The 15379-nt window shown below is 73.5% G+C and carries 13 protein-coding genes and 1 riboswitch; of the genes, 9 read left to right on the plus strand and 4 right to left on the minus strand.

All coding sequences use genetic code 11. The features are described from left to right. Positions 1 to 81: 81 nt before the first annotated feature. Positions 82 to 2385: a S8 family serine peptidase gene (locus tag AGRA3207_RS26835; RefSeq protein WP_231329781.1), complete on the plus strand. Its 2304-nt coding sequence runs from the start codon at positions 82 to 84 to the stop codon at positions 2383 to 2385. A 119-nt stretch (positions 2386 to 2504) separates the two neighbouring features. Continuing rightward, positions 2505 to 2810, plus strand: coding sequence for an SHOCT domain-containing protein (locus AGRA3207_RS26840; protein ID WP_231329782.1), 306 nt, complete (start codon positions 2505 to 2507; stop codon positions 2808 to 2810). 63 nt (positions 2811 to 2873) lie between these two features. Here AGRA3207_RS26840 and AGRA3207_RS26845 read toward each other — a convergent pair whose 3' ends face one another. Then, positions 2874 to 3494 (minus strand): MarR family winged helix-turn-helix transcriptional regulator, encoded by a 621-nt coding sequence (locus tag AGRA3207_RS26845; RefSeq protein WP_231329783.1) that lies wholly within the window; start codon positions 3492 to 3494, stop codon positions 2874 to 2876. 342 nt (positions 3495 to 3836) lie between these two features. On the opposite strand from AGRA3207_RS26845, the gene AGRA3207_RS26850 reads away from it, so the two are divergent. The 3 genes from AGRA3207_RS26850 (at position 3837) to AGRA3207_RS26860 (ending at position 5963) form a co-directional block, all read left to right on the plus strand. Then, a complete protein-coding gene (locus tag AGRA3207_RS26850) occupies positions 3837 to 4154 on the plus strand; it encodes a DUF3263 domain-containing protein (RefSeq protein ID WP_231329784.1) in 318 nt (105 codons plus the stop codon). Positions 4155 to 4174: 20 nt separating this feature from the next. Next, the gene (gene otsB / locus AGRA3207_RS26855) at positions 4175 to 4993 is read left to right on the plus strand and encodes a trehalose-phosphatase (protein ID WP_231329785.1); all 819 of its coding nucleotides are present in this window, start codon (positions 4175 to 4177) and stop codon (positions 4991 to 4993) included. Positions 4994 to 5330: 337 nt separating this feature from the next. Next, a complete protein-coding gene (locus AGRA3207_RS26860) occupies positions 5331 to 5963 on the plus strand; it encodes a hypothetical protein (RefSeq protein WP_231329786.1) in 633 nt (210 codons plus the stop codon). A 63-nt stretch (positions 5964 to 6026) separates the two neighbouring features. Here AGRA3207_RS26860 and AGRA3207_RS26865 read toward each other — a convergent pair whose 3' ends face one another. Both AGRA3207_RS26865 and AGRA3207_RS39920 read right to left on the minus strand, forming a co-directional pair. Next, entirely contained in the window at positions 6027 to 6608 is a 582-nt protein-coding gene (locus AGRA3207_RS26865) for a PadR family transcriptional regulator (protein WP_231329787.1), read from the minus strand. A gap of 183 nt (positions 6609 to 6791) precedes the next feature. Continuing rightward, the gene (locus tag AGRA3207_RS39920; protein WP_273699944.1) at positions 6792 to 9086 is read right to left on the minus strand and encodes a serine/threonine-protein kinase; all 2295 of its coding nucleotides are present in this window, start codon (positions 9084 to 9086) and stop codon (positions 6792 to 6794) included. A gap of 125 nt (positions 9087 to 9211) precedes the next feature. Here AGRA3207_RS39920 and AGRA3207_RS26875 point away from each other — a divergent pair, with 125 nt between their 5' ends. Next, a complete protein-coding gene (locus AGRA3207_RS26875) occupies positions 9212 to 9763 on the plus strand; it encodes an RNA polymerase sigma factor (protein WP_231329788.1) in 552 nt (183 codons plus the stop codon). A gap of 187 nt (positions 9764 to 9950) precedes the next feature. After that, positions 9951 to 11093 carry a sulfotransferase family protein gene (locus AGRA3207_RS26880; protein ID WP_231329789.1) on the plus strand — a complete coding sequence of 381 codons (1143 nt, stop codon included), beginning with the start codon at positions 9951 to 9953 and terminating at the stop codon, positions 11091 to 11093. A gap of 84 nt (positions 11094 to 11177) precedes the next feature. Here AGRA3207_RS26880 and AGRA3207_RS26885 read toward each other — a convergent pair whose 3' ends face one another. Continuing rightward, positions 11178 to 12719 carry an alpha,alpha-trehalose-phosphate synthase (UDP-forming) gene (locus AGRA3207_RS26885; protein ID WP_231329790.1) on the minus strand — a complete coding sequence of 514 codons (1542 nt, stop codon included), beginning with the start codon at positions 12717 to 12719 and terminating at the stop codon, positions 11178 to 11180. A gap of 121 nt (positions 12720 to 12840) precedes the next feature. Between AGRA3207_RS26885 and AGRA3207_RS26890 the strand changes: the two genes are divergently transcribed. Both AGRA3207_RS26890 and thrC read left to right on the plus strand, forming a co-directional pair. Continuing rightward, complete coding sequence (locus tag AGRA3207_RS26890) at positions 12841 to 13863, plus strand: cation diffusion facilitator family transporter (protein WP_231329791.1); 1023 nt, start codon at positions 12841 to 12843, stop codon at positions 13861 to 13863. A 110-nt stretch (positions 13864 to 13973) separates the two neighbouring features. Beyond that, positions 13974 to 14115, plus strand: a riboswitch (SAM riboswitch). A 16-nt stretch (positions 14116 to 14131) separates the two neighbouring features. Continuing rightward, positions 14132 to 15376 (plus strand): threonine synthase, encoded by a 1245-nt coding sequence (gene thrC / locus AGRA3207_RS26895; protein ID WP_231329792.1) that lies wholly within the window; start codon positions 14132 to 14134, stop codon positions 15374 to 15376. Positions 15377 to 15379: the final 3 nt, after the last annotated feature.

A 15379-nucleotide genomic window follows, 5' to 3' on the forward strand; every position in this document is an offset into this window, starting at 1 on the left:
CGCGGTGGGTTCGCGTGGCACAATGTTGGATCGCGCCCCAGGGGCGGACCACGGCCAACTGCCGGGAGGAGGTGCGGCGGCGTGTCCCATGCCGGTCGAGGCCCTGCACGGCACGGCCGTCCGGCAGGCCGTCCCGGAGCGAGGACCACGGCGGCGCTCGCCGTCCTGACGCTCGCCTCCGCGGCGGCGGTGCCCGCGTTCCTCACCTCCGAGGGCGCCCTCCCGGACGAGCGTTCCGCCCGCGGCACCGCGGCGGGCGCCCCCTACGCCTCGCGGACGGACCAGATCCGCGCCCGCGAATGGCACCTCGGCGTCCTGCGCGCCCCCCGGGCCTGGCGGTGGTCGCGGGGCACCGGCGTGACCGTCGCCGTCCTCGACACCGGCGTCGACCGGCGGCACCCCGACCTCACCGGCCGCGTCCTCGGCGGCCCCGACCTGACCGGCGGCGGGCGCCGTCCCGGCGGCCGCTACTGGGGCGTGCACGGGACGTCCATGGCGAGCATCATCGCCGGGCACGGTCACGGCCCCGGCCTCGCCGAGGGCATGATGGGCGTCGCCCCGCAGAGCCGTGTGCTGTCGGTGCGGGTCACGCTGGAGAACGACGACCCGCTGCGGCAGAACCCGCAGGCCGGCGGTGACCGCGACGCCATCGCCCGCGGCATCCGATACGCCGTCGACCACGGCGCCGACATCATCAACATGTCGCTCGGCGGCGGCCAGCTGCACTACAACGGCGCCCCCTCGCAGGAGGCCGCGATCAAGTACGCGCTCGGCCGCGGCGTGGTCTTGATCGCCTCCGCGGGCAACGACGGGTCCGGCGCCAACCGCAAGAACTTCCCCGCCGCGTACCCGGGGGTGATCGCGGTCGGCGCGCTCGACCGGCGGCTCCGCCTGTGGAAGGACAGCAACCGCCGCTCGCACGCCTCGGTGTGCGCGCCGGGCGTCGACATCGTCAGCGCCGACTCCAGCAACGGCTACGTCGTCGGGACGGGCACCAGCGCGTCCTCGGCGATGGTCGCGGGCGTCGCCGCGCTCGTCCGCGCGCGGTACCCCAGGCTGAGCCCGGAGGAGGTCCGCCAGGCGCTCGTCCAGGGATCGCCCTCGCGCCGCGGACGCCCGACGGGCTTCGCCGCCTGCCGCGGCCCCGTCGACGCCGTCCGGACGCTGATGGCCGCGGCCGCGCTCAACAAGACCTCCCGGGGCCTGGTCACGGCGCCGACGCCGGCCGCCGCGCCCGCACCGGCCGCCGCGTCCCCCGAGGAGGACCGCGACGTGCTGCTCCCGGCCGTCCTCGGCGGCGGCATCGTGCTGATCGTGCTGGGGCTCGTCCTCGGCTGGCGGCAGCGGCGCCGCCCCGACGAGGACGACGAGCCCGGCGGCGTCGTCCCCGAGTACGGGCTGCCGTCGTCGAGCGTGCCGCGCGAGGAGATCGGCGGGGCCGCCGCGTCCGCCGCCGAGCCCGTGATGCCGCTCGGCGCGCCGCCGCCGTCCCCGGCCGCGCCGCTCAGCACGCCGGTGTGGCAGAGCGCCGAGGCGTACACGGGTCCGCCGATGTACTCCGCGCAGGAGGAGTACGCGGAGGCCGGGGAGTACGCCGAATCGGGGACGTACGGAGTGTCCCGGGAGTACGGCGATCTGGGCGAGTACTCCGAACCGGGCGCGTACGCAGAACCCGGCGTGTACGGCGAGCCGGGCGCGTATGCCGAGCCTGGCGTCTACGGGGAGCCTGGCGCGTATGCCGAGCCCGGTGTGTACGGCGAGCCTGGCGTCTACAGGGAGCCTGTGGAGCATCCTGAGCCGGACATGTTCGCCGAGCCGCACCCACTGTCGCCCATGCCGCTGACCCCGCCCACGCCGGACGGGGCCGGGGAGACGCCTCCCGAGCCACCCGCGCGGCCGTCGACGCAGCCGCGGATCTTGACGTCGGAGCTGCGTCCGTTCGTCCCGAGCGAGTTCCCTCCGCTCTTCCCGCCGGGCCTGACCGGCGCCAACGGCCTGAACGGATCCAGCGGCCTGAACGGGTCTAACGGGTCGAATGGCGCGAACGGATCGAACGGATCGAACGGATCGAACGGATCGAACGGCACCAACGGGTCGCAGGGGCTCAACGGCACCAACGGGTCGCAGGGAAAGCACGCCAACGGGAACGACGGCGTCCCCAACGGCAGGCACCACGGCCCTCCGCCCCCGTCGGCCGAGCGCCCCCCGGACGGTCACGACCTCAACGGCGCCGAATTCGGCGGCCCGCCCTCGCCACCGCCGGACACCGGGACCACCTCCCCGTTCCCCGCGGTGCCCCCCGAGCCGCCGGACGACCCGCGCCCGCCCGCGCCGCCGCCCCCACCGCCCTCCGACGACGAGGACTACCGGCCTCCCTGGTGGTGAACGGGGACGCCGCCGCTACTCCGGCGGGCGTAGCGGGGGAGTCTCCGGCCGGACGATGACGTCCCGCGGACCCGTCGCGGAGCATCGACCCATCCGCACACAGGAAGGGTCGAAGGACCATGCTGACGACATTGGCGACACAGATCACGGCGCACCCGGGGGGCTGGCACGACGGCGGGGACCCGCCCGCGTTCTGGCCGGTCTTCCCGATCACGTTCGGGCTGTTCTGGCTGGCCGTGCTGGGCACGGCGTTCTACCTGATCCGCCGCCGGTGGACGGCGGGCGGGGGCGGGACGGCGACCTCGGCGGCCGCGGCGGACCCGTCGGCTCAGGCGCAGTCGATCCTCGCGGAGCGCTTCGCCCGAGGCGAGATCGACGAGGACGAGTACCTGATGCGCATGTCCGCCCTGCGCAACGGCGGCTGACGGCGGCCGCGGCGACCGGCGGCGACCGGCGGCGCGGTGGCGCGCAGCAGGGCCTGCCCGGGGTCAGTCGGCCCCGGCCTCCTCGAAGATCCGGTCGATGCCGTCCGGGTACATCGGCGCCCGGGCGGCCGCGTCGGCGAAGCGGGTGAGCAGCCGGGCGAACTCGGCGCGCTCCGGGCCCGTCCAGCCGGTCATGAGCTCGTCGAGGTAGGCGCGGCGGAACCGGTCGGAGACGGCCTTGACGCGCCGTCCCGCCTCGGTGAGCCCGAGGTTGGCGCGCCGCGCGTCCACGGGTGAGGGGCGCCGGGACACGAGGCCCGCGTCGATCGCGTGCCCGACGAGGCGGCTCGCGGTGGACGGGTCGACCTCCAGCCGCTCGGCGACGGCGCCCACGGTCACCTCGCAGGGGTCGGCGCCGCCCGGCTCGGCGTCGCCGCCCGGGGCGGTGTCCGGACGCGCGGGCGGCCCCGCCGTGAGCGCGGCGACGGCGTTCACGACCATCAGGTTGGAGATCTGGAGCGGCCGTCCGCCGGGGCCGCCGGACGTCTGGGCGCGGATGCGCTTCATCAGGTCGGGTTTGGCCCAGACGCGGCGGAGGTGGAACAGCGCGACGCCGATGTCGGCGAGGACGGGATCCGGGTCCTGCCCGGTGGGCCGTCCGGTGGCGGAGGTCTCCGTCGCCATGCAAGGTCTCCTGTCCCGGCCTGTCGTCGCCTGCCGTCCACCCTAACGGATGTAGTGTGCATATTTTCTTTACACGCTCCTTATACGCGGGCCGCGAAACGCCGGGCGGCTCCTGTGACTCATGATCGGAACGGGACACAAGGCGACGCAGAGCCGCAGGTGAAGGGGGATGTGGTGCACTGAAAGGGCCCCGGCCGTTCCGCGCGAACCGCCGGAACTTGTCGGCGCGGACGCGTAGCATGGCACCCTGCCGAACCCGGACGACCCGGGATCAGTAACCACAGAGGGGACCTCATGCGCGCGGCGGACGCCCCCGGTGATGACCCTCAACAGGACGGAAGCATGGACGATGGGTCAGCCCTCCAACCCGTGACCGACGACAGGGAAGACGACCACGCCTTTCCCGCCGACCTCCTCTCCGAGCGCGACCGCCAGATCCTCGCCTTCGAACGGCAGTGGTGGAAGTACGCCGGAGCCAAGGAGCAGGCCATCCGTGAGCTGTTCGACATGTCGGCTACGCGGTACTACCAGCTCCTGAACATCCTCATCGACCGGCCCGAGGCGCTGGAGTGCGACCCGATGCTGGTCAAGCGGCTGCGCCGGGTCAGGACGCAGCGGCAGCGACGCCGCGCCGCGAGCCGACTCGGCATCAGGCCCTGACATGGCCAACACTGGATGGTGTGAACTCTCCCCGCTCTCTGACGGCCGCCGGCTCTGACGGCCTGGACGCCATCCGTGACACTCCCGCAGGGGCCGTGCTCGGCTTCGACTTCGACGGCACGCTGGCGCCGATCGTGGACGATCCGTCCGCTGCCCGGGCCCACCCGGGCGCGGCCCCGGCCCTGGCACGCCTCGCCCCGCTCGTGGGCTCGCTGGTCATCGTGACCGGCCGTCCCGCCGCCGTCGCGGTGGAGTACGGCGGCTTCGCGGGCATCGACGGGCTCGTCGTGCTCGGCCAGTACGGGCGCGAACGCTGGGAGTCGGGCACGCTGACCGTGCCCGAGCCCCCGGCGGGCGTCGCCGAGGCACGGGCGAAGCTGCCCGGCGTGCTCGGCGCGGCGGGCGCCCCGCCCGAGACCTACGTGGAGGACAAGGGCCAGGCGCTCGCCGTCCACACGCGGCGGTGCGCCGAGCCCGAGGTCGCGCTCGAACGGCTGCGGAGCATCCTCGCCGCGCTCGCCGAGCGGACCGGCCTCGTCGTGGAGCCCGGGCGGTTCGTCCTCGAACTGCGCCCGCCCGGCATGGACAAGGGCGTGGCGCTCCGCTCGTTCATCGACGACCGCGGCGCGCGGCCGTCCGCCGTCCTGTTCGCCGGGGACGACCTCGGCGACCTCGCCGCGTTCGGCGCCGTCGAGGAACTGCGCGCCGAGGGCGTGCCGGGCGTGAAGGTGTGCAGCGGTTCCACCGAGGTCACCGCCCTGGCCGACCGCGCCGACGTGATCGTGGACGGCCCGCCCGGCGTGGTGGCGCTGCTCGATGCCCTCGCCCGGCGCGAGTGACCGCGCCGGGGTGACGGCGGTGAGACCGTCCTGGCGGGCGTGACCAGGGTCACCTTCGTGATCATCGGGTCTGCTGAGCCTCCGGTGCCGCCTGTGACGTATTACCTAATTGCGCGAAATTTGGTGAATTGCGGTTGTGGGCCGCGTGGGGAAGCGGAGGGCGAGGCGGATGGACCCGGACCCGTTCACGACGGGCCCGTTGGGCGCCCGGGAGACCAGCGGCGTCGAGGTGCGCCTCGGCGCTCCGCCACAGGCGGGGCGCCGGCGGCGCGGCTCCCGGAGGGCGCGCGGGACGCGGAGGCGGGCCGATCGCCGTGGCGGGCCCGTGGCGGCGGGGATGCTCGCCCTCGCTGTGCTCGCGGTCGTCGCGATCGTCCTCGCCTCGCTCGCCGTGGCCGGGCTGCTGCCGTCGCGCCGTTCCGATGGCGGCAAGGGCGGCGGAACGGTCCGCGCGGCCGACGCGCCGCTGCCGCGCAGCGGGACGGGCATCGAGGTCGGGACGGCGGACGGGGCCCGGTACCGCATCGCGGCGGTGACGGGAGGCGTGGGCGGCCCACCCGAGACGTCCTCCCAGTCGCCGCCGTCCAGGACGGCGTTCGCCTACGTCGAGTACATCCTCACCAACCCGACGAAGGGGCGGGTGCTGCTCGACTTCCCCGGTGACGTGTTCGTCAGGCGCGCCCTCGTCACGCCGCGCGCCCGGGGACGGTGCATGCCGCAGGCCGGTGTCCCCGAGAACCTGTGCACGCCGCCGACCACGAGCGAGGTGGTCCGGCGCCTCGCGGGCGGAGAGCTGATCCCAGGGAACGGGGGCGCCAGGTACATGCCGCCCGGCGCGTCCTACCTGGTGCGCGCGACGGTCGATGTGCCGGTCGCGCGGGCGCTGACCCGCAAGGACATGAGGCTGTACGTGTGGAGACAGCTCTATATGGCCGACCGGCTCGCGGAACAGGCCCCTTTTCCGCGCTGACGCGGGCGGGGACGGAACCGCCGTGGCCGGTCCGGTAGGTCCGGTGGCCACGGCGGTCGGTGTTCACTCGGCTTCCGGGTCGTCGGCGAGGATGCCGTAGAGGCGGCGGCGGGCGTCGTTGACGACGTCCAGCGCGCGCGCCTTCTGGGCTTCGCTGCCGACGGCCATCACCTGCTGGAGTGCTCCGAGGAGCTGGCCGATGGCCTCGCGGCCGCGCATGACGTTCTCGCCGGCGGCCTCGGTGACCTCGTCCCAGGGGGTGGAGGTCTGCGCCGACGCCTCCTCACGGCCCGCGTCGGTGAGGGAGAACAGCCGCTTGCCGCTCTGCTCCTCGCTGCTGACCAGGCCCTCGTCCTCCAGCATCTGGAGGGTCGGGTAGACCGAGCCGGGGCTCGGGCGCCAGACGCCGCCGGTGCGGTTGTCGAGCTCCTGGATCATCTCGTAGCCGTGCATCGCCCGCTCGGCGAGCAGGGCGAGCAGCGCCGCCCGGACGTTGCCCCGCCGGGTGCGGCGGCCACGGCCGCCCCTCCCGCGGTGACCGGGACCGGGACCGAAGCCCCCGCCCCAGGGGCCGAACGGATCGCCTCGGCGTCCGCGCTCCTCGGAGTCCCGGAACCCTCCGCGCCTTCTCGTGTGCTCACGCATCGCGTTCTCCTTCATGTCGTGATCGGTTGCGATGCATTAACGATATATCGAGATCGCTCGCGATGCAACAACGACGACGCAGGGACGGCATGAAAAAGCCCCCGAGCGGTGGTGTCCCCCTCGGCGAGGGGGTGTGCACCGCTCGGGGGCACGGATGAGGACGGGCGCCAGGGCGCCGAGGGGTCAGGGGCCGGTGACCGTCAGGTGGTCGAGAATGTCCGTGGTCGCGTTACGGCCGTCGGTCTCCTTGACCCGGATCCACAGGCCGAACTTCCCCGACTTGTCCCTGAGCCCGACCTCGGTCACCGACGGCGTCCCGGACTTGCAGGCGGTGAACCGCGTGACCGTCCCGCTCAGCGCCTTGTCGGGGGAGGTGTAGTTCTCCGGTGCGGCCTTGGTGCACTGCGCGTGGGCGGCGGCGCCCTGCGGCGGCAACCGTCCGTCCTGGACGTCGGTGGTCAGGCCGATGAAGACGCCGGGGCCCGCCCCGTCGCCCAGGAACGCGGCCATGTTCGGCGTCGCGCGCAGCACCGGCCGCGGCTGCGTGTCGCTCAGCCGGACGGTGGACGGCGTCCAGGCCGGCTCGGGCTGCTTCGGCCACGCCTTGGGGACGGCCGCCTTGATCTTGCCGGAGGCGTCGGTGACCTGGACGAAGTCCTTCGGGATCTTCGAGCCCTTCTTCGCTTCGCCGCCCCCGCCCTTGTCGTCGCCGGAGAACAGGGTGCCGAGGGCCAGCCCGCCGACCAGCGCGAGCGTCAGCACGACCGCGGTGATGATCAGCGGCGTGGCGAACTTCTTGGGGGCGCCGCCGCGGCCTCCGCCCTGCGGCGTGGGCCCGCCGGGACCACCCGGGCCGCCCGACTTGCCTCCGCCGATGCCTTTGAGCTTGCCGAGCAGCCCGCCCTTGCCCCCGCCGCCCGGCTGCGGACCCTGGCCGTGCTGCTGCCCAGGGCCGGAAGGAGGCGGCTGGAAACCGGTCGGCGGCGGGGGGTACTGGCCCCCCTGACCTGGGCCCTGCCCAAGACCCGCCGGACCACCTGGCCCACCCGGACCACCTGGCCCACCCGGACCACCTTGACCTGCGGGACCGCCGGGACCGCCGGGACCGCCGGCGCCTGCCGGGCCGCCTGGACCGGCCGGTCCGTGGGGGACCGGGGCGTTCTGTGGAGAACCGCCCTCGTGCGGGACCGGGAACGCGGCCGTCCTGCTGTCGGCGTCCGCGGGGCCCGCTCCGCCCTGCGGCCCCGGAGGGCCGGCATAGGGCTGCTGCTGGAGGGCCACCGTGCGGTCGTCGTCGGGGTCGGCCGGCTGCTGGACGCTCCCGCCGAACGGCACGCCGCCGCCGGGCTGGTCCACGACCGTCGCGGGCTCCCCCCGGACGGGCGGTCTCGGCGGCACACGCATCTCGGACGTGTGCACGTCGTCCTCGCTACCGGACTGGTCGAAACGACCGGGCCGGTCGAAGCCCCCCGGCTGGTCGAACTGGGTCGACGGAGCCCGGCCGCCGGGTTGCCCCTGCGCGGCCGCGGGTGTCCGTCCCTGGCCTGGCGGCTGGTCCCAGCCCTGGCCCGGCTGCTGAGCGTGTCCCGCCGGGCCGGGCGGCGCGGGAGCGGCTCCCCGCGCCTGCGCGGCCGAGCCGTCCTGGTAGAAGTCCTGGATCGTCGCGTCCGCCTCGATGACGGGCGCCTGTGCCCGCGGCCGCCCCTGCGGACGGCCCGCGGGCCCGCGCGAGGGCGGGGCGGTCCCCGGCATCGACGTCGGCCGCAGCGTCGACAGCGCTTCCGCGAACGCCTCCGCGGTCGGCCACCGCTTCTCCCGCTCGACCTCCAGCGCGCGCAGGATGACCTGGTCGGCCGCGGGCGGCAGTCCTTCGCGCAGCTCGCTCGGCGGGGACTTCACCGGCGCCGGGCCCGGGGCCCTCCCGGTGAGCATGTGGTAGGTCAGCGCGCCCAGCCCGTACACGTCCGCGCGGACGTCGAGGCCGCCGCCGAACCGCGCCTGCTCCGGCGACATGTAGCCCGGCGTGCCGACCGGCAGCGTGAAGGCGCCGGACGCGTGCGCGAGGGCCTTGGCCAGGCCGAGGTCGGCGATGAGCAGCTTCTCGCCGCCGTCCGCCGTCGACTGGAACAGCACGTTGGACGGCTTGAGGTCGCGGTGGATGACGCCCAGCGTATTGATCACCTCGACGCCGTAGGCGATCTCCTCGGCGAGGGCAAGGGCCTCGTTGACCGGAAGTGGCCGTTCGCGCATGCGATCCGCGAGTGTCCCGCGGTCGGCGTAGGACATGACGAAATAGGGACGCCCATCGGGCAGGTCACCGATGTCGTGGACCCGCACCAGCCGCTCAGAGTCGGCGCGGCGCAGGATCCGGGCCTCCTCCAGGAAACGATTCCGCACGTCCAGGTCGTCGATGAGGCTTCCGGACAGCACTTTTATGGCGACCTGCGACTCAAGTGCGTCGTCGTGCCCGAGCCACACAGACGCGAACGCCCCGGAACCCAGGACGCGATCGATTCGGTAACGGCCGACTGATGGTGGGAAGGACACTCCCGTATCATGCCCAACAAACGGGGTGAGTGTGCGAACGAGCATTGAGGCGCCGCATGGCATTCGATGAAAGGACCGAGGAGCTGGCGGTCAAGGCCGCCCAGGGCGATCAGACCGCCCTCAACGAGCTCCTCCGCAAGATCGAACCGGACGTGCTGCGGCACAGCTCCCGGTTCCTGCCCTGCCGGCAGGACGCCGAGGAGGCGTGCCAGGACGCGCTCCTCCAGGTCGCGCGGAACATCCACCGCTTCGAAGGCCGGTCGCGGTTCAGCACGTGGCTGCACGTCGTCGTCGCCAACTCCGCGCGCTCGACCTACCGTTCGCTGAAGCGCCGGTCCGTCGAACAGGCCGGCGAGCTTCCGCAGCAGCGTCCCGACCCGCGCCGCACCAGCGTCATCGCCGGCTCGCGCGTCGACATCCTGGACGCCATGGAGGACCTGGAGGCCCGCAAGCCGGACCTCATCCAGGCCCTCGTCCTGCGCGACGTCTCCCAGCTGGAGTACGCCGAGATCGCAGAGCAGCTCAAGCTCCCCCTCGGCACGGTGAAGTCCCGCATCCACGAGGCGCGCAAGCAGGTCCGCCAGACCCTGGGCGACTCCTACACCTGATCCGGTCCCGTCCCCCCTTCCTCCGATCCGCACCCCCCTTTCCTCCGTCCGCCGCCCGGCCCGCCGCCGCGCCCCGTCCATGCGGGGTAGATCATCCGGTGGCGGGCGGTCAGAGGTCGGTCATCGCTCGGCAACCATGCTCCAAGAGGCCGTCCCGGGCACGCGCGCGTCCGCCACGATGCCGTGCATGTCTCCAGGCCAGCTCGGTGCCCGTCCCGACCGTCCCATCTTCGTCCTCGGCTGCCCCCGATCCGGGATGGCCCTGCTGCGGCTGATGCTGGACGCGCACCACCGCATCGCGATGCCCGCCGACACCAGGTTCCTCCTGCCCGCCTACACGGCCAGGTGCGAGTTCGGTGACCTGCGCGTCAGGGAGAACAGACATGCGCTGGCGGAGTGGATCATCGGGCGGCGGGAGACCCGGTTCCGGACGCTCGGCCTCGACCCCGCCGAGGTCATCGAGGAGATCGTCGCCGGGCCGCCGACCCTCGGGTCGGCGCTCGCCCTCGTCTTCCGTGCCCACGCGCGCCGGCACGGCAAGCCGCGCTGGGGGGACGCGCGGCCGAGCTACTCGCGGCATGTCGGGCCGCTGCTGCGGATGTTCCCCGACGCGCAGTTCGTCCACCTCATCCGCGACGGGCGGGACTGCGTCGCGTCCCTGGAGGAGGCGCCCTGGTACCGGCAGGACGTCCACCACGCGATCGCGGCGTGGCGCGAGGCCATCGACACCGGGCGGCGGCTCGCGGCGCGTCTGGACTACGACGCCTACTACGAGATCCAGTACGAGCGGCTCGTCGCAGACCCGGCCGATGAACTGATCCGCCTCTGCGGGTTCCTCGGCGAGGAGTTCGACCCGGCGATGACGCGGCCCGAGGATCTCGCCGGGCAGACCGTCCCGGACCGGGCGGACGACCACCGACGGGTTTTGGACGACCGCGTACGGCCCGCAGGAGACCACGCACGGCCCGCAGGAGACCACGCACGGCCCGCAGGAGACCACGCACGGACGGCGGGAGACCACGCACGGACGGCGGACGGCCCCATCACGTCCAGCCGTGTAGGCGCGTGGGCGCAGCGCCTCGACCCTTGGGAGATCAGCCTCGCCGAGGCCGCGTTCGGCGGGCGGCTGGCCGAATACGGCTACGAGCCGAGCGGCCTGCCCCGCCCGCCCGCGGCGCAGCTCGCCCGCTTCGGCAGGACGAGCGCCCACCGCCGTGTGGCTCAGCGCAAGGCCGACCTGCGCGAACGCTGGCAGCGCCACCACGAACCGGGACCGGTCGAATCGCTTCTGATCCTCGAAACATCCGTCCCGGAGCCCTCCGCCTCCTGAGGGGCGCGCCGGAGCGGGTCAGCCGAGGGGGCTGTTGGGCGAGAGAGAGGGTCGCTAGGCGAGGGGCTGTGATTCGGGGAGCTGCTAGTCGAGGGCGCTCAGCTGGTCGGCGAACCAGCGTTGCGGGGGGAGCGCGGTCGCTGCGGCGGCCAGGCGCGCGCAGCGTTCCGCGCGCTGCGCGCGGGGCATGAGGAGGGCCCGGTGCAACGCCTCCGACGTCTGTGACACGTCGTAGGGATTGACCATGAGGGCGTCGTCGGACAGCTCGGCCGCGGCCCCCGCCTCGCGGGAGAGCACGAGCACGCATCCGCGCTCCGCCAGGACGGGACCCTCCTTGGCGACCAGGTTCATGCCGTCCCGGATCGGGTTGACCAGCAGCACGTCGGCGAGCCGGTACGCGGCGAGGGAACGCGGATAGTCGTCGTTGACCTGGAGGACCAGCGGATCCCAGGTCGGCGTGCCGAACTCGTCGGCGATCTGTTTCGCCGTCCGCTGCACCGCCGCCGTGTACTCGCGGTACTCGGGCAGGTCGTAACGCGACGGGTAGGCGAACGCCAGGTGCACGACGCGTCCGCGCCACTCGGGGTGGTTGGCGAGCAGCTCCCGGTATGCGGCCAGGCCCCGCACGATGTTCTTCGACAGTTCCGTACGGTCGACGCGCACGATGAGCTGCCGGTCGCCCACCTGCTCGCGCAGCGCGCGCGCCCGCTCGGCGACATCCTGTTCGGCGGCGCGCCGGCGCAGCGCCCACGCGTCGACGCCGAGGCCGTGGACGCCGATGCGCGTCACGTGCCCGGCGAGGGCGACCGTCCGCGCCGTCCGGTCGACGCGCGCGCCCGGCAGGAACCGCGCGCAGCAGTCGAGGAACGCCTCCGCCCACCGGTCGGTGAGGAATCCGGCGTGGTCGGCGCCGAGGACGCCGTGCAGGATCCGCTCGCCGATGTCGTCCGGGAGGAGGCCGTAGTACTCCGGCGGCGCCCACGGCGTGTGCGAGAAATGCGCGATCCTCAGGTCCGGGCGGCGGTCGCGGAGCATACGCGGCGTGAGCGACAGGTGGTAGTCCTGGATCGCCGCCTTCGCGCCGGGCGCGGCGTCGCGGGCCAGGGCGTCCGCGAAGGCCGCGTTGTACGCCTCGTACGACTGCCAGTCCCGGCGCGCGCGTCCATCGAAATGAGGGCTGCGCGGGGTGTCGTACAGCAGGTGGTGCACGAACCACAGCGTCGAGTTGGCGACGGCGTTGTACGCGCGGTGGAAGGTGGCGGCCGGAATGTCCAGCATCCGGACGGCCGCGCCGCCGGTGTCGTGGCCCGCCCGGTCGAGCCGCCCGTCCGGGGCCTGGCGCGCCGCGGCGCGGTCGGCCTCGCCGAGGGCCGCGCACACCCACAGCACCTCGGGCGGCACCGACGTCTCCGGCGAGGGGCCCGCCGCGTGGGCCCCGCCGGGAGGACGCGACGCCGCGCCGGGCCGTTCGGCGAAGCGCGGCGGCCCCGGATCCCGGAGCGCGCCCGTGACACCGGCGAGACCCGACACCAGCCCGCCGCCCCCGCGCCGCATGGTCAGCGACCCGTTCTCCGAGAGCGAGAACGACACCGGGCCCCGGTTCGACGCCACCAGCACTTGGCTCATACCGGCAGGGTCTCAGCTGGGGCCGGACGGCTTCAAAGTGGCCCGCGGGATAGGACGACCGTAAACGGGGACGTCCCCGATCTACCGGATTAGGGTGATCCGCCCTGGGTAACCGATCGGGATGAGCAGGTCCGAGACGCGCAAGACCGTCCTTGTCGCCGGTGCGGCGAACCTCATCCTCGCGGTCACGAAACTGGTCGCCGGGGTGCTCGCCGGGTCGAGCGCGATGCTCGCCGAGAGCGCCCACTCCGTGGCCGACACCCTCAACCAGGGCTTTCTGTTCGCGTCCCTGCAGCGCAGCGCCCGCCCTCCCGACCGGCGCCACCCGTTCGGATACGGCAACGAGCGCTATTTCTGGTCACTGCTCGCCGCGTTCGGGATCTTCGTCGCGGGCGCCGGGTTCTCCATCTTCGAGGGCATCCTCACGATGACCGGCCATGGCGGCGAGGGGACAAAGGTGTGGCTGGCCTACGCCGTCCTGGCCCTCGCCGCCGTGCTGGAGGGCGCGTCCTGGGTGCGGGCATACACGCAGGCGCGCCGCGAGACCCGCGACAACGGCCGCGACCTCGTCGAGCACGTCCGCCGGACGCCCGACGTCACGTTCAAGGCCGCGCTGTTCGAGGACTCCGCGGCCATGATCGGCCTCGCGTTCGCCGCGGCCGGGCTCACCCTCCGGGAGATCACCGGGTCCGCGTTCTGGGACGGGCTCGCCTCCGTCCTCATCGGGCTGCTGCTCGTCGTCGTCGCGTTCGTCCTCGGCCGCGACAGCATGGGCCTGCTCATCGGCCGGGCCGCCGACCCCGCCGACCTGCGCGTGATCCGCGCCGAGATCGTCGGCGCGCCCGGCGTCACCGGTGTGGACGAGCTCCTCACCATGCACTTCGGCCCCGAGGAGCTGCTCGTCGCCGCCAAGGTCCACTTCTCGGACGACATCAGCGCCGACGAGGCCGAGGACGTCGCGGGCGCGATCGACCGGCGGCTCCGCGAGCGGGTCCCGATCGTCCGCCACGTCTTCCTCGACCCCACCCAGAGCCCGTCCGAGGACCGCGCCCGGGACGCGGGCCCCCCGGGCGACCCCGCGGGCGTGGCCGCCGAACCCCAGGGTGACGGAGGAGCCGGCGTGATCAAGGACGCACCAGGGTAACGTCTGGATCGGGCCGCCCACCTGTCTGGCATCGGGTCGGATCATGTAAAGTTCGCATACGAGCCGATAGCGCTCAAGCGGGGGCACCGTCCTCGCCGACAACTGAATACCGCTCATCCAGAGGGGTGGAGGGACCGGCCCTGCGAAGCCCCGGCAACCACCCGGCTAGTGCGCGCTCGCGATCCTGCGAGGCCGGCCGGGAGATGGTGCCAACTCCGGCCTGCGACCAAGGTGGCGCAGGGAAGATGGGGAGAAAGGCCTCGCCCACATGGCACTCACGCCTGCCGTCGATCTCGGACCCGCTACCGCCCTCGTCTGCCGCGAATGCGGCACCACACGCGATCTCGGCCCGCACTACGCGTGCGAGGAGTGTTTCGGCCCGCTGGAGATCGCCTACGACTTCGGCGGGATCACCCGCGCGGACATCGAGTCCGGGCCCCGCAACATCTGGCGCTACCGCGGGCTGCTGCCCGTCCCCGCCGGTGTCGTGGACACCCCGAACACCGAGCCCGGCCTCACCCGCCTCGTCCGCGCCGACAACCTCGCCGAGGCCCTGGGCCTCCAGAGCCTGTGGGTGAAGGACGACAGCGGCAACCCGACCCACTCCTTCAAGGACCGCGTCGTCGCCGTCGCGCTCGCCGCCGCCCGCGAGCTGGGCTTCAAGGTGCTGGCCTGCCCGTCCACCGGGAACCTCGCCAACGCCGTGGCCGCCGCCGCGTCCCGCGCCGGGATCCGCAGCGCGGTGTTCGTCCCGTCCGACCTGGAGTCCCAGAAGATCATCACGACGGCGGTCTACGGCGGGACGTTCGTCACGGTGGACGGCAACTACGACGACGTCAACCGGCTCGCGTCCGAGATCGCGGGCGAGCAGGAGGACTGGGCGTTCGTCAACGTCAACGTCCGGCCCTACTACGCCGAGGGCTCCAAGACGCTCGGCTACGAGATCGCCGAGCAGCTCGGCTGGCGGCTGCCCGACCAGATCGTGGTCCCGGTCGCCTCCGGCTCCCAGCTCACGAAGATCGACAAGGCGTTCGGCGAGCTGATCAAGCTGGGCCTGGTCGAGGACAGGCCGTACCGCGTGTTCGGCGCGCAGGCCACGGGCTGCGCCCCGGTGGCCGCGGCGTTCAAGGCCGGGCACGACGTCGTCCGCCCGGTCAAGCCGGACACGATCGCCAAGTCCCTCGCGATCGGCAACCCCGCCGACGGCCCCTACGTCCTGGACGTGGTGCGCCGCACCGGCGGTACGGTCGAGGACGTCACCGACGAGCAGGTCGTCGAGGGGATCCGGCTCCTCGCCCGCACCGAGGGGGTGTTCGGCGAGACCGCCGGCGGCGTCACGGTCGCGACCCTGCGCAAGCTGGTCGCCTCCGGGGCGCTCGACCCGTCCGCCGAGACCGTGATCATCAACTCCGGGGACGGGCTGAAGACCCTGGACGCGGTGGCGCCCGTCGTCGCCCCGTCCGCGAACATCGCCCCGTCCCTGGAGGCGTTCCGCGCCGCCGGCCTCGCCTGACAA

Origin of the sequence: Actinomadura graeca (assembly GCF_019175365.1) — a bacterium.
Taxonomy (GTDB): Bacteria; Actinomycetota; Actinomycetes; order Streptosporangiales; family Streptosporangiaceae; genus Spirillospora; species Spirillospora graeca.

Coding starts and splice junctions, on each gene's coding strand:
- AGRA3207_RS26890 (WP_231329791.1), top strand. CDS start 12,841: ATGAGCAGGTCCGAGACGCGCAAGACCGTCCTTGTCGCCGGTGCGGCG.
- AGRA3207_RS26875 (WP_231329788.1), top strand. CDS start 9,212: ATGGCATTCGATGAAAGGACCGAGGAGCTGGCGGTCAAGGCCGCCCAG.
- AGRA3207_RS26840 (WP_231329782.1), top strand. CDS start 2,505: ATGCTGACGACATTGGCGACACAGATCACGGCGCACCCGGGGGGCTGG.
- AGRA3207_RS26880 (WP_231329789.1), top strand. CDS start 9,951: ATGTCTCCAGGCCAGCTCGGTGCCCGTCCCGACCGTCCCATCTTCGTC.
- AGRA3207_RS26865 (WP_231329787.1), bottom strand. CDS start 6,608: ATGCGTGAGCACACGAGAAGGCGCGGAGGGTTCCGGGACTCCGAGGAG.
- thrC (WP_231329792.1), top strand. CDS start 14,132: ATGGCACTCACGCCTGCCGTCGATCTCGGACCCGCTACCGCCCTCGTC.
- AGRA3207_RS26850 (WP_231329784.1), top strand. CDS start 3,837: ATGGACGATGGGTCAGCCCTCCAACCCGTGACCGACGACAGGGAAGAC.
- AGRA3207_RS26860 (WP_231329786.1), top strand. CDS start 5,331: ATGCTCGCCCTCGCTGTGCTCGCGGTCGTCGCGATCGTCCTCGCCTCG.
- AGRA3207_RS26885 (WP_231329790.1), bottom strand. CDS start 12,719: ATGAGCCAAGTGCTGGTGGCGTCGAACCGGGGCCCGGTGTCGTTCTCG.
- AGRA3207_RS26845 (WP_231329783.1), bottom strand. CDS start 3,494: ATGGCGACGGAGACCTCCGCCACCGGACGGCCCACCGGGCAGGACCCG.